The following is a 13,324-nucleotide window of genomic DNA, read 5'->3' on the forward strand; positions in this document are numbered from 1 at the left end:
CGCAACTTTATTAATCAAATTAGGCTTAAATCTGCGCCATCACGTAAAATCGACTTGACCCGCGTCGTATACGATTCTTGGTCGGCGGTATGTGCAACTCCGTCGTGCATGACCAACGGGGCTAGCAATTTGAACGCGGCGCGGCCCGATTTGCGGGCTGACAGGATGAATAATCCCGATTCGCGGCCCTGACGGGGGGCAATCGGTTGAATGACGATCGAACCCAGCAATGAATGAACCACCGCTACTGTTTCAGGTAGGCGGTCTATCCGCTGAATCAAGGTCAGATAGCCACGCGGCGCGATCCTTTTGGCGCCGATGGTGATCCAATCGGCCAGTGGCGTGTCGCCGCCGAGGGCTGTGTCGCGGCCTTTGTCTGTGGCGGGGGTCGATGCGTCGCGCAGATAATAGGGCGGGTTCATGATCACATGATCGAACTGTGTGTTGCGAATGTCGGCGGGCAGGGCGCGCAGGTCAGCCGTTACAACATCAAACGGCAAATCATTTTCGGCGGCATTGCGGCGGGCCAAATCCGCATAATCGGCCTGTAATTCGATGCCCGTTGCCCGAATGCCCTGAACCCGCGTCGCCGCGCATAGGGACGCCGCACCAACGCCGCAGCCCAGTTCCAATAGCGTTTCGCCTGATTTGATGGGGGTCGCGGCGGCCAAGAGCACTGGGTCCACGCCCGCACGATATCCGTTCGCAGGCTGATACAGGCGCAAACGTCCGCCTAGAAAATCATCGCGCGTCAGGTCGGTCACTGGCCCAAATCAATCTCGTTATCGCGCATAATCGCGGCGGCCATGAAATGATCGCGGTCGGCAACCATCAATCGGCGCGGCAATATGCCAATGCTTCCGTCAAGGACGCTCATATTTACGTCGAATTCAAAGCAGTCTATACCCTCACCATCCAAGAGCACCTTTGCAAAGGCGATCACTGTCGGGTCAGTCGTGCGCAAAAGTTCTTTCATATTACAGACCTAAGACGCCAAAGAGCGTTTGCCAATACCGCGGATGGAGCCGGCATGAGCCTAGATGTAGCTGCGACTAAACCTCATGAACGTCTGGCGCAGGCGCTGGCACCGGAAATGGCTGCCGTAAATGCCATGATCCGCGAACGTATGGCGTCCGAACACGCCCCCCGCATCCCCGAAGTGACAGCTCATTTGGTCGAAGCAGGCGGTAAACGTTTGCGCCCGATGCTGACGCTGGCTGCGGCGAAATTATGCGGCTACACGGGCGAATATCACATCCATTTGGCGACGACGGTTGAATTCATTCACACCGCGACCCTGCTGCATGATGATGTGGTGGACGAAAGCGATCAGCGCCGTGGCCGCCCGACCGCGAATCTGCTGTGGGATAACCAAAGTTCGGTTCTGGTGGGGGACTACCTGTTTTCGCGGTCGTTCCAGATCATGGTCGAAACGGGGTCGATCCGTGTTTTGGGCATTCTGGCCGATGCGTCGGCAACCATTGCCGAAGGCGAAGTTCTACAGCTGACCGTTTCGCGCGATCTGTCCACCAGCGAAGATACCTATCTAAAGGTCGTTCGCGGCAAAACCGCAGCTCTGTTTTCTGCTGCGACCCAAGTTGGCGCTGTGATTTCGGGCGCGGATGAGGCCGTTGAACAGGCGCTGTATGATTACGGTGACGCGCTGGGTATTTCGTTCCAGATGGTCGACGACCTGCTGGATTACGGCGGGACTGAAGCGATCGGCAAAAACATCGGTGACGATTTCCGCGAACGCAAACTGTCGCTGCCGCTGATCAAAGCCATTGCAAAATCGGACGCGGATGAAATGGCGTTTTGGACCCGCACCATTGCCAAAGGCAAACAGGATGACGGCGATCTGGAACAGGCCATCGCGATCATGAAAAAACATGGCGCGCTAGAGGCAACCCGAGACGAAGCGCTGGCGTGGTCCGCCAAAGCGAAAGAAGCGCTGCAATCCGTGCCTGACCACGAAATCCGCACCATGCTGTCGGATATCGCGGACTACGTGGTCGCGCGGATTAACTAAGCAGCGGGGTCGGCACGACCCACCAGCTACCTTTGCGAATTTGGATGGGGCGTGCGACCTGACGGGCGGCGCCCATATCTTTGACCAGTGCAACGCAGGTTGCGCCCGATCCCGACATGCCCGCCCATAGAACGCCACGCTGATTGCGCAGCAGGAATAACGCTTCGTCGATTTCGGGGGCGATTGCGGCCGCAGGTGGATGCAGATCGTTCCGCTGTTCATTCAGCCACGCCGCAAATTCGGGCAGTGTCGCGCCCGTCGGCAAATCGCCCATCGACGGATTGCGTTTGGTTTTTAGGCCCTGAAACGTCGCGGGGGTGGGGACCTCGACGCCGGGATTGACCAGAACCAGCGCGGCGCGGGGCAGGGCGGTGAAATCCGTCAGGTGATCGCCGATACCGCGCATACGGCAAGGCGTAGGCGCGCGCAGGCAAACAGGCACATCCGCCCCCAATGCGACCACAGCGTCATGGTCGTGGGGTAATGGGTCAACGTCCCACAATTCGGCCAGCAAATTCAGCGTGGCTGCCGCGTCCGACGACCCGCCGCCGATGCCTGCCGCGTGGGGCAGGTTTTTTTCCAGATGCAGATGCGCGCCCATCGTGACACCCCGCACGCGGCGCAAAGCGTCGGCAGCGCGCAGGATCAGGTTGGATTCGTCCGTAGGAACGCCCACAGCGAAATGGCCCGAAACCGTCAGACGCATATCGACGGCGCGGGTGGCGGAAATCACGTCGCCAACCTCGGCAAAGGTCACAAGGCTATCCAGCAGGTGATATCCGTCCGTCCGCTGGCCCGTCACATGTAGCGTCAGGTTGATTTTGGCCGGAGCGATGGTTTTAATCGTGGTCACGGTTGCTGTCCGTCTAAGGGCGCGTTTTCGCGTTCCAGAACGGCGTCCAGCCCGACTTCTAATTTCAGGCGAATGCGTTCGGCGTCTTTTTCGGCAGGGTCAAAGGACAATGCGCGTTGCCATTGGAAACGGGCTTCGATTTTGCGATCGACCATCCAATAGGCATCGCCCAAGTGATCATTCACAACAGGGTCGGTGGCCTCCAGTTCGGACGCACGTTCCAACAGAGGCGTGGCTTCGTCGTAATTGCCCAGTTGGAACATGGCCCAACCCAGACTGTCGATAATGGCCCCATTGTCGGGGTCGGCGGCGATGGCCTCTTCGATCAGGCTTAGGGCTTCGTCCAGTTTTTCACCGCGTTCGATCAGGGAATAGCCCAGATAGTTCAAAACGGTTGGATGACCTGGGCGCAATTCCAACGCGCGGCGGAAATCCGTTTCAGCGGAATCCCACTGTTGCAACCGTTCGCGGCAGATGCCGCGGGAAAAATAAACGAACCATAGTTTGCGGGCTTCGCCGTCGGGGGCGTGCATTTCCAGCGCCTTGGTATAGGCGGCGTCGGCCTCTGCGTATTGTTCGTCACGGCGCAAATGGTCGCCCAAAGTGTATAAAACGAATGGCGCTTCGGTAAAGCGGCGGTTCAGATTGCGCAGCGCTTCGATTGCGGCTTCGGATTGGCCAGCGTTTTCCAATGCTTCGGCGCGGCCCAATTCGGCTTCGATAAAGCGTGGGTCGTCATCGGGAACCAATGCATAGGTTTGCGCGGCCAGATCATCACGGCCGGTTTGGGCATAGGTCCCTGCCGCCATGATAATCGGATCGGATTTGGTCGGCGCCAACAGATGCGCGGACCACGCGTAGGTCAATGTATACGACGGCGGCGCATCTGCCGACACGGCAGACGCGATCGACATAAATACCTCGGACAAACCTTCGCTGGGCGACGTGATCACGTCAAAGGCAAATGTTTCCCCGTCCTGTAGCGCGCGAACCATGCGGTTGCCCATCGGGTTGACGGCCATAGGGTCAGCGCGGCGTAGAATAGCGATCGCATCCTCTGCGCGGTCCAGTTGGCTAAGGATTTGGGCATAGGCGATAACGGCGGCAGGGTTCAGCGCCATACCGTTTTCCATCGCATCGGAAAACAGCTGGTCCGCGCTTTCGAAATCGCCGACATAGGCATAGGCCAGCGCCTTTTGATACACGCCAAAGGACGATGATCCCTGAATTTCCGACTGAGCGTCAAAGGCTTCGATTGCGTCGGTCATGCGGCCATCGGCCAACGCGGCCCATGCCTGAATCGATCCGTCCACCAACGGGCTAATCGACATGCCCTGTTCCAGATAGGTGTGCGCCTGATCCCAATCGCCGTTTTTGATTGTTTGAATCATGACAACGATATTGGCGACCTGACTGATATTCCCCTGATCGGCCAATTGCTGTGCATAGGGCGCGGCGCTGTCGAAATCCCCCATCGCGGCGTAGGCATTGATGATGCCGTCAACGATTGACAAATCCTGCGGGTTTTCGGGCAAAAACCGTTCGAAATAATCGGCCGCTTCTTTGTAGGAACCTTCGGTAAAAGCCTGTTTGCCCGCCAGATATGCACCAAAACCGCCATCGGCATGGGCGGCAAATGGAACAAGGCTAAGGGTGATGGCTGTAGCTGCGCAAAGGCGTCGGATCGACAAGGTCACGTAGGGCCCTTTCATATTTTTACGGGCCAAGCGTAATGAAAACGCCCGACCTTCGCAATCAAAGGACGGGCGTTATTGGCAAGATGCCGCGCTTGTGATGGCCCGCGATTGGCGGGCCGTCGCTTACATGTTTGGATAGTTCGGGCCGTCGCCGCCCTGAGGCGTGGTCCAATTGATGTTCTGCGATGGGTCTTTGATGTCGCAGGTTTTGCAGTGGACGCAGTTCTGGAAATTGATCTGGAATTTGGGTCCGTCGTCGCCCTCTAGCACTTCGTACACGCCTGCAGGGCAATACCGCTGTGCAGGTTCGTCGAATTTAGGCAGGTTCACCGCAATCGGCAGCGAAGGATCGGCCAGTTTCAGGTGGCACGGCTGCGATTCTTCGTGGTTTGTCGCGCTAAAGCTGACGTTGGTCAGGCGGTCAAACGACAACACGCCATCTGGTTTCGGATAGTCGATCTTTTTGTGCTTGTCGGCAGGTTCGGTCGCTTCGGCGTCTGATTTGCCGTGCTTGAGCGTGCCCAGCAGCGACGCGCCGCCAAACAGCGTTTGGAACCACATGTCAAAGCCGCCGATCGACAATCCGCCCAGCAGGCCGAATTTGCCGTTCAGTGGGGCCACGTTGCGCACCTTGGTCAGGTCTTTGCCAACCGGACCGTTGCGCAGCGCCGCGCCATAGGTTTCCAGCGTATCGCCCGAACGGCCATCCTTGATCGCGGCATAGGCCGCTTCGGCGGCGTCGATGCCCGAATGCATGGCGTTGTGGTTGCCTTTGATCCGCGGCAGGTTCACCAAACCAACCGAACAACCCAGCAACGCACCGCCAGGGAAGGCAGGTTCCGGCATGGATTGAATGCCGCCCTTGGTCACAGCACGCGCACCATAAGCCACGCGTTTCCCGCCTTTCAGCAGTTCCGCAACAACGGGGTGATGTTTGAACCGCTGGAATTCCATGTAGGGGAACAGGTGCGGGTTTTTGTAGTTCAGGTCGACGATCATGCCCACGTACACTTGGTTATTGTCCAAGTGATAGATGAATGTACCGCCGGTGTTTTTGGTACCCAAAGGCCAGCCCATGGTGTGGGTCACGCTGCCTTCTTTGTGCTTTTCTGGGTCGATTTCCCATATTTCTTTCATGCCAAGGCCGAATTTCTGCGGCTGGGCGTCTTTGTCCAGATCGTATTTCGCGATCACCTCTTTCGACAGCGATCCGCGTACGCCTTCGGACAGGAACACGTATTTACCGTGCAATTCCATGCCCGGTTCGGTGCCTTCGCCGATGGAACCATCAGCCTCTAGGCCGAATACGCCAGCGACCACGCCTTTGACTTCGCCGTTTTCGCCGTAAACCAGTTCGGAACAGGCCATGCCTGGGAAAATTTCAACGCCCAGCTCTTCGGCTTGTTCGGCCATCCAGCGGCAGACGTTGCCCATCGACACGATGTAGTTGCCGTGGTTGTTCATCAGCGGCGGCATCAGTGCATTTGGCAAACGCAGCGCACCGGCTTCGCCCAGAACCAGGAATTTATCCTCGGTCACGGGTACGTTCAGCGGGGCGCCTTTTTCTTTCCAGTCAGGGATCAAACGGTTCAGGCCCGATGGGTCCAGAACGGCCCCAGATAGGATATGCGCGCCAACCTCGGATCCTTTTTCCAAAACAACGACGCTTAAGTCTGCGTCCAGTTGTTTCAGGCGGATCGCAGCAGACAGGCCTGCAGGGCCTGCACCTACGATCACAACGTCATATTCCATAGCTTCCCGTTCGATGGCGGTCATGGCTGTTCCTTTTGCTGCGCGGAGGTATCCGGTAACTTTCTTTCGTCTCGGATTATCCTATGGGTGCGATTGGGGCAATCGCGACACGGCGTTATTTCGCCTTAACGCGACAAAACGGTACAAGATTCGGCTATTGCGGTACTTTCTGACCATTTGCGCGATGGGGGCCACTTGACTTCTATCCCCCTCAATACGTTATGCACTTACGATCAACGAATTTACTTTCGACGGAGTACCCAATGGAAAAGATCCCGCTGACCCGGGCTGGTTTTGATAAAATTGATGCCGAGCTGAAGCACCTCAAGTCGGTGGAACGCCCTGCAATCATCGAAGCCATCGCCGAGGCCCGCGCATTGGGCGACCTTTCGGAAAACGCGGAATACCATTCGGCAAAGGAAAAACAGTCCTTTATCGAAGGCCGCATCAAAGAACTGGAAGGCGTCATGGGTCTGGCTGATGTCATCGACGTTGCCAAAATGTCGGGCACCGTGAAATTCGGCGCGACCGTTGAACTGGTCGACGAAGATACGGACGAAGAAAAAACCTATCAGATCGTCGGCGAATACGAAGCCGATCTGGAAAACGGCAAGCTGAACATCAAATCGCCGCTTGCGCGCGGTCTGATCGGCAAAGACGAAGGTGACAGCGTCGAAGTTCGCACACCCGGCGGTTTGCGCAGCTATGAAATCCTAAGCATTACCTTTAAATAATCCCTAGCAACGCGGGGGTGCCTATGGCCATCGATCAAAAACAGGATTCTGATTCTACGCAGCAGGATCTAACGGCGGTGGAATGGGCAGGTATCGCAGCAGCGCTGATCTGGCTGGTCGGCGCTGGTGTCTATTTCACTTTCTTTTCGACCGGTAGCGGCGAAAATTCGGATGGTATTCGGTTCGTGTTTACTCTTGTTGCTTTGCTGCTGCCTGTCGCAGTCGTCTGGATGGCAGTGACCTCTGCGCGCAATATGCGCATCTACCGCGAAGAAACGGATCGTTTGCGTCAGTCGATTGATTCCATGCGCGCCGCATTGCTGGCCGAACGTCAGGCCAAAACCGCAGCCATCGCCCCGCAGGTCGAAGAAAAACTGGCCGCAATTGCCCATACGGCGCAGAAAACCGAAACCGTTCTGGCGACGTTCACGTCGTCCCGTCAGGCGGGCCGTGTTCAGGTGCCGCTGCCACGTTCGGTCGAAGCAGACGAACAGCCCAGCTTGGCGCTTGGCACGCCGGCCGAGGATCTGGAACCGCCGCTCTCCACGACCGACCTGATCCGCGCGCTGAATTTCCCAGAAACCCAAGAAGACGTCGAAGGTTTCGCCGCCCTACGTGCCGCACTAAAGGACCGTCAGGCCCGACAATTGGTGCAGGCCGCGCAGGATATCCTGACTCTGCTGTCCCAAGACGGCATTTACATGGACGACATGCGCCCCGACCGCGCGCGCCCCGATATCTGGCGCCGTTTCGCCAAAGGCGAACGCGGGCGCACCGTTGCGGCATTGGGCGGCATTCGTGACCGTTCCTGTCTGGCCCTGACGTCCGCACGTATGCGCGAAGACGCGATTTTCCGCGATGTCGCGCACCATTTCCTGCGCCGTTTTGATAAGACCCTGATCGAGTTTGAAGAACACGCAACAGACGAAGAAATCGTGTCTTTGTCGGAAACCCGAACCAGCCGCGCCTTTATGTTATTGGGCCGTGTTTCAGGTGCGTTCGACTAAGGTTGCATCGGTCTGGTTTTTAATAAATGATCAAATTCGCAATTCGTGAATTTGGCGCCAGATGACACCCCAGTCCCGTAAAATCTATCTCAAAGGCCTCGTAGGGGGCCTTCCGTTTATGCCGGTTCTGATCCCGTTCGGCCTGCTGTTTGGCGTTGTGGCCATGGACGCAGGTTTGGCGCTGGGGCAGGCGATGGGCATGACAATGCTGGTTATTGCAGGGGCTGCGCAGTTCACCGCCCTGCAAATGATGGTGGATAACGCGTCGTTCTGGTTGATCGTCGTGGCAGCCTTGGCGGTGAATTTGCGCATGGCGATGTATTCCGCTGCATTGGTGCCTTATCTGGGGACGGCGCCGCTGTGGCAGCGGGTTTTGGTGGCCTATGCCAATTTTGATCAAACATACGCTCTGTCAGTTGCCGCCTATGATGAAAACCCGAACTGGACCGTGTCGGAACGGATCGCATTCTTTTTCGGTGTGGCGACCCCAATCGTCCCTGTTTGGATCGTCGCATCACTGGTCGGAGCCTTAATCGGGCAGGCGATTCCGGTGAATACAGGCATGGATTTTGCGCTGCCGATCACCTTTATCGCGCTATTTGCGCCCATGCTGAAAACCATTCCGCATTTGGTTGCCGCGGCGGTGTCGATCCTGTTTGGTTTGATCTTTTCAATTTTCCCGTCGGGATTGGGTCTGCTTGCTGCAGGGGGGCTGGCGATGTTCGCGGGTGCTGTCACGGAAACATTGCTGCAGGGGCGGAGCGAACCATGATCGATAATTCAGCGATGGTTTGGGCCATTATCGCGGTTCTGGGCGTCGGCACGTTTCTGATCCGCTTTTCGTTTTTGGGGCTGATCGGTGATCGTCCGTTGCCCGATTTTCTGCAGCGTCTGTTGCGATATGTGCCCGTCGCCGTTCTACCTGCTTTGGTCGCGACGCAGGTTGTTTGGCCCAACGCAACAGGGGGCGATTTTGATCCGCTGCGGTTCGCGGTCGGGATTATCACGCTGGGTGTTGGGATTGTCACGCGGCAGGTGCTGGCTGCGATTATCGCAGGCGCGGCGGTTTTGGTGATCGGGCTTTTGATTACCGCAGGGGCGTGACGTTGATACGATACAATACGCCCGAATTATCATCGGAATCGTATTCTCGTACTTCGCGCGTTCGAACGTTTGGTAACTTTGCGAACCGATTTTCCAACGTTACGGGGAAAAATGTGGTTCGGATGGATTCAAATCCGGGCAGTCGGGACAATAACCGCGACGTCGATGCAGCGCACATGGATTTGGGAACGGGGCCATCCGACAGTGCGGCTTGTAACGCCATTTCCGCGACCGCTGGGGTGACATCGATCTCTTGTACCACGGTGTAATAGGTCGCACGCGAATGGTACGATACGTAGTATTCTGCAATTTGCGGTGTGACGCCGATGATAACATCGTTCCGTTCGGGGATGTCGGGGTGGCGAAATGATCCCGCAGGGTCCCAGATCACGCGCTGGGACGCATTGATCATCAATGACGTATGGGCCCCGTTGCCAGAGCCCACATTCCGCATTGTCATCAATGTCAGTCGGGGTGGTCCGTCATGGGTGTATTCCATGGATCGGACGATATCGTCGGGTGCCCAGATGGCTTCGCCACAGCCGGCAACCAACAAGGGCGCGCCTAACATGAACTGTCTACGGTTCACTAGAATCGCGCCCCCTTGGCGATTGATAACGGATTAGCCGTTGATCAGAGTCAGCAGAACCAGAGCCACCAAAATGCCGATGGTGGTGCGGGTTGCCAGCTTCATGAAACCGTTAAAGGTTTTCTCGTGCTCGCTGATGTCCATGCTGCCGTGTTTGTGCTCAGCCATTGCAGGCTCCTTACATTCCTGTGTCGCGTTTGCGGGACTGAATAAATGATAATTTCTGGCCTGTCATCCCTTAGACCTGCTGCATCACGTCACAGGATCCAGATCTTTGCCCAATTGGAACCCGATCCGGTTAGGTTCGGCCTGTTCGGTCGGCTTTGGCAGGGCCATTAGCATGACATTCAACTGGCTGACGTGCTGAACCAGCTGAGTACGTGCCCCAGATTCGTTGGACCCGTAAAAGGTGACGATATCGGGGTCATAGTATCCCAATCCTTCGATCCGCAGCGTGCCGGCGGATGATCCGGTGAACCCCATTGCGACCTCTTGATCGGCATTCAGCTGTTTTTCGAAATTCTGGATGTAAATGATCAGGCGTTCATAGGCCCATTGCGCGGGGCTTTTGTTGGCGGCATTTTGTTTGACGGATGCAGGCAGGTCATCGGTCGAAGGCCCGTGCCGAGACGGATCGACGTGCACTTCGTGAATGGTTGGCAGAACGGCATTTTCCAAAATTTCTGCCGACGTGTCGATGCTATCCGTGATTTTCATGTCTCGCCCTTTGTGACTTTGTGCTGAACATAGCCACGCAAGGCTGAATTGCTAGACCCGCTGCCACAGCCAAGCGCCATCGTCACCCATTTGCCGCGTGACCTGGCCGCGATGATATAGGTAATTCAGGTGCGCAACCGTTTCGACAAAGGCCAATCCGTATTCACCACCTGATATGTCGCGTTTGAATAGCGGAACAAAACAGTCGCCGCCGCGCCGAGGCGTTTCCAAATGCGTCAGCAATCGATCCAACGCGCCGTGATGATTTTCAATCAGTTGGCGCAATCGCAAAGGCAGCCCGTAATATGGCAATTTATGCCCGCCCAAAACCAACTGGTCGGCCCGCGCCATTGGCTGGAATTTTTCGCAGGACGCAATCCATTCGCCCAATGGGTCACTGTCGGGTTCGGTAGGGTAGACGCCGATGTTGGGGCTGATCGATGGCAGTAACTGATCGCCGCCCAGAACCAGATTGTCGTCGCGGCTCCAGAATGTGGCATGTTCAGGGGCGTGGCCGTCACCTGTGATCACGTCCCACATACGTCCGCCCATGGTGATCGTATCGCCGTCTTTGATCCGCAGGTATCCTGCCGGCAAATCACCTACGCAATCGGCGAAATTAAACGGGCGTTCATCGGTGGAACGGGCGGCCAGAACATCGGCGTTCATGCCGTAGCGTTTGTAAAATTCCAGCGCATGGTCTGTATATGTTTCCTGAACATCCAGCGTTAACATACGGGTCAGCACATAGGTCGTGCGCGTTGTGACCAGCGACGCGCCACTGGCACATAATTTGCCCGCCAGCCCGACGTGATCGGGGTGGTGGTGGGTCAGCACAACGCGGCCAACGGGTTTGCCCGCCAGCGGTCCGTTTAAAACGGCGTCAAGCGCCGCGCGGCATTTGCGCGTCCTTATCCCTGCGTCGATCAATGTCCAGCTATCGCCATCATCCAGCGCGTAAATATTGACGTGGTCCAGTGCCATAGGCAGCGGCAGACGGAACCAGAAAACGCCCTGTGCGATTTCGATGCCTGAACCGAAATCGGGGGCGTTTTCGTGTGGGTATCTGATTGTGTTTTGTTCGCCGTCCATCATACCGCCAGATCATCGGGCGTAATCGCCAGAAGATCAACACTACCTTCGCGGACGTGACTGCAAAGCGACACATGCTCAGGTAGAAGGCGTTTGATGTAGAACGTTGCCAGACGGGTGCGCGCGGCATCGCCTTTGACGGCGGCGATCAGGTGATAGTAGCCACCCAGAACCCGTGCAAAGGCGCGCAGATAAGGCACCGACACGGCAAAGCGATCCGCAACATCCTGCGTGATCAACCATTCGGTGGTTTCGCGCAGGTCTTCGGTTGCTTGCCAGACGGCCTCGGCCAGTTCGGGTAGGTTGGCTTTTTGATCTTCGGCAAAGGCTTCGATTTCGTCCATCAGTTGGAACGCAGCATCACCGCCGTCCATCATTTTGCGACCCACCAGATCCATGGCTTGAATGCCGTTGGTGCCTTCGTAGATGGCAGTCACGCGGACATCGCGCAGATACTGGGCGGCGCCTGTTTCTTCGATGAATCCCATGCCGCCGTGCACCTGAATGCCCATGTTGGCCACGTCGATGCCGGTATCCGTGCCGAACGATTTCGCGATCGGTGTCAGCAGGGCCGCGCGCGCCGCCCATTTAGGGTCTTTGGTGGCGTGCTGCATATCAATCGCAGCACCGCAAGCCAGCGCGATGGCGCGGGAGGCAAAGGTATCGGATTTCATATGGGCCAACATGCGGCGCACATCGGCGTGTTCGATGATCGTACCTGTGCCGCCAACGCGGCCCTGTTTGCGGTCCATGGCATAGTTATAGGCCGCTTGATACGCGCCTTCGGCGGTGCCAATGCCTTGGGTGCCGACGCCCAAACGCGCGTTGTTCATCATGGTGAACATCGCAGCCATGCCGCCGAATTCCGGTCCGACCAGCCAGCCTTGCGCGCCCTCATAGCTCATCACCGCGGTTGGCGATCCGTGCAGACCCAATTTGTGTTCTAGGCTGACCACGCGCAGCGAATTGCGTTCGCCCAGCGATCCGTCTGCGTTTGGAATGAATTTAGGGACCATGAACAGGCTGATGCCTTTGGTGCCTGGTGCGCCATCAGGGGTACGCGCCAAAACAAGGTGGCAGATGTTTTCAGCGAAATCATTGTCGCCCCAAGTGATATAGATTTTCTGACCTGTGATGGCATAGCTTCCATGGCCATTTGGTTCCGCCTTGGTCGACAATGCGCCAACGTCTGATCCCGCCTGAGGTTCGGTCAGGTTCATCGTGCCCGTCCATTCGCCCGAGATCAGTTTGGGAATGTACATTTCCTTGATCTCGTCGCTGGCGTGGGATTCCAGTGCCTCGATCTGGCCTTGGCTCATCAGTGGGTTCAGCTGCATCGACAGACACGCGCCCGACATCATGTCGTTGACGGCTGTCGCAACGGTCAAAGGCAGGCCCATCCCGCCGTATTCAGGGTCTGCGCAGATGCCGATCCAGCCGCCATCGGCGATTGCGCTGAATGCGTCCGCAAACCCCGGAGAGGTCCGCACAATGCCGTTTTCCAGCTTTGCAGGATGTAGGTCGCCGTTCCGTTGGACGGGCGCAATCGCGTCGTCGCACAATTTGCCTGCTTCGGTCAGGATCGCATCGACCATATCCGCAGATGCCTCTGAGAATTTCGGGGTCGCTGCGATTTGGTCGAAATCAACGACGTTTTTCAGGATGAATTGAAATTCTGAAACAGGGCTACGGTAAGGCATTTTTATCGAACTCTTTCTTTCGGCTGTCGCGCGTGTTTTCCATTTTGCGT

General features: G+C 56.9%; 15 protein-coding genes. 5 read left to right on the plus strand and 10 right to left on the minus strand.

What is annotated here, in order from left to right:
* Positions 1 to 14 precede the first annotated feature (14 nt).
* Positions 15 to 764, minus strand: coding sequence for a tRNA1(Val) (adenine(37)-N6)-methyltransferase (locus ACXAGA_RS08040; protein WP_475116972.1), 750 nt, complete (start codon positions 762 to 764; stop codon positions 15 to 17).
* The gene (locus ACXAGA_RS08045) at positions 761 to 976 is read right to left on the minus strand and encodes a putative signal transducing protein (protein ID WP_475116973.1); all 216 of its coding nucleotides are present in this window, start codon (positions 974 to 976) and stop codon (positions 761 to 763) included. Before ACXAGA_RS08045 ends, ACXAGA_RS08040 begins: the two co-directional genes overlap by 4 nt.
* A 54-nt stretch (positions 977 to 1,030) precedes the next feature.
* On the opposite strand from ACXAGA_RS08045, the gene ACXAGA_RS08050 reads away from it, so the two are divergent.
* Positions 1,031 to 2,029 (plus strand): polyprenyl synthetase family protein, encoded by a 999-nt coding sequence (locus tag ACXAGA_RS08050; protein WP_475116974.1) that lies wholly within the window; start codon positions 1,031 to 1,033, stop codon positions 2,027 to 2,029.
* Here the strand turns inward: ACXAGA_RS08050 and ACXAGA_RS08055 are convergent.
* The 3 genes from ACXAGA_RS08055 to ACXAGA_RS08065 all read right to left on the minus strand — a co-directional run bounded on the left by ACXAGA_RS08055 (position 2,022) and on the right by ACXAGA_RS08065 (position 6,355).
* The gene (locus ACXAGA_RS08055) at positions 2,022 to 2,882 is read right to left on the minus strand and encodes a 4-(cytidine 5'-diphospho)-2-C-methyl-D-erythritol kinase (protein WP_475116975.1); all 861 of its coding nucleotides are present in this window, start codon (positions 2,880 to 2,882) and stop codon (positions 2,022 to 2,024) included. The genes ACXAGA_RS08050 and ACXAGA_RS08055 overlap by 8 nt on opposite strands.
* Complete coding sequence (locus ACXAGA_RS08060) at positions 2,879 to 4,579, minus strand: tetratricopeptide repeat protein (RefSeq protein WP_475116976.1); 1,701 nt, start codon at positions 4,577 to 4,579, stop codon at positions 2,879 to 2,881. Before ACXAGA_RS08060 ends, ACXAGA_RS08055 begins: the two co-directional genes overlap by 4 nt.
* A gap of 123 nt (positions 4,580 to 4,702) precedes the next feature.
* Positions 4,703 to 6,355, minus strand: coding sequence for an electron transfer flavoprotein-ubiquinone oxidoreductase (locus ACXAGA_RS08065; RefSeq protein ID WP_475116977.1), 1,653 nt, complete (start codon positions 6,353 to 6,355; stop codon positions 4,703 to 4,705).
* Positions 6,356 to 6,594: 239 nt separating this feature from the next.
* Here ACXAGA_RS08065 and greA point away from each other — a divergent pair, with 239 nt between their 5' ends.
* The 4 genes from greA to ACXAGA_RS08085 all read left to right on the plus strand — a co-directional run bounded on the left by greA (position 6,595) and on the right by ACXAGA_RS08085 (position 9,176).
* A complete protein-coding gene (gene greA / locus ACXAGA_RS08070) occupies positions 6,595 to 7,065 on the plus strand; it encodes a transcription elongation factor GreA (protein ID WP_475116978.1) in 471 nt (156 codons plus the stop codon).
* A 23-nt stretch (positions 7,066 to 7,088) separates the two neighbouring features.
* Positions 7,089 to 8,072 carry a hypothetical protein gene (locus tag ACXAGA_RS08075; RefSeq protein ID WP_475116979.1) on the plus strand — a complete coding sequence of 328 codons (984 nt, stop codon included), beginning with the start codon at positions 7,089 to 7,091 and terminating at the stop codon, positions 8,070 to 8,072.
* Positions 8,073 to 8,190: 118 nt separating this feature from the next.
* A complete protein-coding gene (locus ACXAGA_RS08080) occupies positions 8,191 to 8,844 on the plus strand; it encodes an AzlC family ABC transporter permease (RefSeq protein ID WP_475116980.1) in 654 nt (217 codons plus the stop codon).
* On the plus strand, positions 8,841 to 9,176 hold the full coding sequence (locus ACXAGA_RS08085) for an AzlD domain-containing protein (RefSeq protein WP_475116981.1): 336 nt from the start codon (positions 8,841 to 8,843) through the stop codon (positions 9,174 to 9,176). Before ACXAGA_RS08080 ends, ACXAGA_RS08085 begins: the two co-directional genes overlap by 4 nt.
* On the opposite strand, the gene ACXAGA_RS08090 is transcribed toward ACXAGA_RS08085, so the two are convergent.
* The 5 genes from ACXAGA_RS08090 to ACXAGA_RS08110 all read right to left on the minus strand — a co-directional run bounded on the left by ACXAGA_RS08090 (position 9,160) and on the right by ACXAGA_RS08110 (position 13,274).
* On the minus strand, positions 9,160 to 9,747 hold the full coding sequence (locus tag ACXAGA_RS08090; protein ID WP_475116982.1) for a hypothetical protein: 588 nt from the start codon (positions 9,745 to 9,747) through the stop codon (positions 9,160 to 9,162). The two genes, ACXAGA_RS08085 and ACXAGA_RS08090, sit on opposite strands and share 17 nt — an antisense overlap.
* A 51-nt stretch (positions 9,748 to 9,798) precedes the next feature.
* Complete coding sequence (locus ACXAGA_RS08095) at positions 9,799 to 9,933, minus strand: aa3-type cytochrome c oxidase subunit IV (protein ID WP_086449722.1); 135 nt, start codon at positions 9,931 to 9,933, stop codon at positions 9,799 to 9,801.
* An 84-nt stretch (positions 9,934 to 10,017) separates the two neighbouring features.
* Positions 10,018 to 10,476: a DUF6173 family protein gene (locus tag ACXAGA_RS08100; RefSeq protein ID WP_475117354.1), complete on the minus strand. Its 459-nt coding sequence runs from the start codon at positions 10,474 to 10,476 to the stop codon at positions 10,018 to 10,020.
* A 57-nt stretch (positions 10,477 to 10,533) separates the two neighbouring features.
* Complete coding sequence (locus tag ACXAGA_RS08105) at positions 10,534 to 11,577, minus strand: MBL fold metallo-hydrolase (protein ID WP_475116983.1); 1,044 nt, start codon at positions 11,575 to 11,577, stop codon at positions 10,534 to 10,536.
* Positions 11,574 to 13,274, minus strand: coding sequence for an acyl-CoA dehydrogenase (locus ACXAGA_RS08110; protein WP_475116984.1), 1,701 nt, complete (start codon positions 13,272 to 13,274; stop codon positions 11,574 to 11,576). The genes ACXAGA_RS08105 and ACXAGA_RS08110 overlap by 4 nt, the downstream gene beginning before the upstream one ends.
* Positions 13,275 to 13,324 lie beyond the last annotated feature (50 nt).

This window comes from Marivivens sp. ABH4_498 (genome assembly GCF_056160585.1).

Excerpts from the sequence above, each read along its gene's own strand:
- ACXAGA_RS08095 (WP_086449722.1), bottom strand. The coding sequence starts at position 9,933 with ATGGCTGAGCACAAACACGGCAGCATGGACATCAGCGAGCACGAGAAA.
- ACXAGA_RS08045 (WP_475116973.1), bottom strand. The coding sequence starts at position 976 with ATGAAAGAACTTTTGCGCACGACTGACCCGACAGTGATCGCCTTTGCA.
- ACXAGA_RS08085 (WP_475116981.1), top strand. The coding sequence starts at position 8,841 with ATGATCGATAATTCAGCGATGGTTTGGGCCATTATCGCGGTTCTGGGC.
- ACXAGA_RS08090 (WP_475116982.1), bottom strand. The coding sequence starts at position 9,747 with ATGTTAGGCGCGCCCTTGTTGGTTGCCGGCTGTGGCGAAGCCATCTGG.
- ACXAGA_RS08110 (WP_475116984.1), bottom strand. The coding sequence starts at position 13,274 with ATGCCTTACCGTAGCCCTGTTTCAGAATTTCAATTCATCCTGAAAAAC.
- greA (WP_475116978.1), top strand. The coding sequence starts at position 6,595 with ATGGAAAAGATCCCGCTGACCCGGGCTGGTTTTGATAAAATTGATGCC.
- ACXAGA_RS08080 (WP_475116980.1), top strand. The coding sequence starts at position 8,191 with ATGCCGGTTCTGATCCCGTTCGGCCTGCTGTTTGGCGTTGTGGCCATG.
- ACXAGA_RS08105 (WP_475116983.1), bottom strand. The coding sequence starts at position 11,577 with ATGATGGACGGCGAACAAAACACAATCAGATACCCACACGAAAACGCC.
- ACXAGA_RS08065 (WP_475116977.1), bottom strand. The coding sequence starts at position 6,355 with ATGACCGCCATCGAACGGGAAGCTATGGAATATGACGTTGTGATCGTA.
- ACXAGA_RS08075 (WP_475116979.1), top strand. The coding sequence starts at position 7,089 with ATGGCCATCGATCAAAAACAGGATTCTGATTCTACGCAGCAGGATCTA.
- ACXAGA_RS08050 (WP_475116974.1), top strand. The coding sequence starts at position 1,031 with ATGAGCCTAGATGTAGCTGCGACTAAACCTCATGAACGTCTGGCGCAG.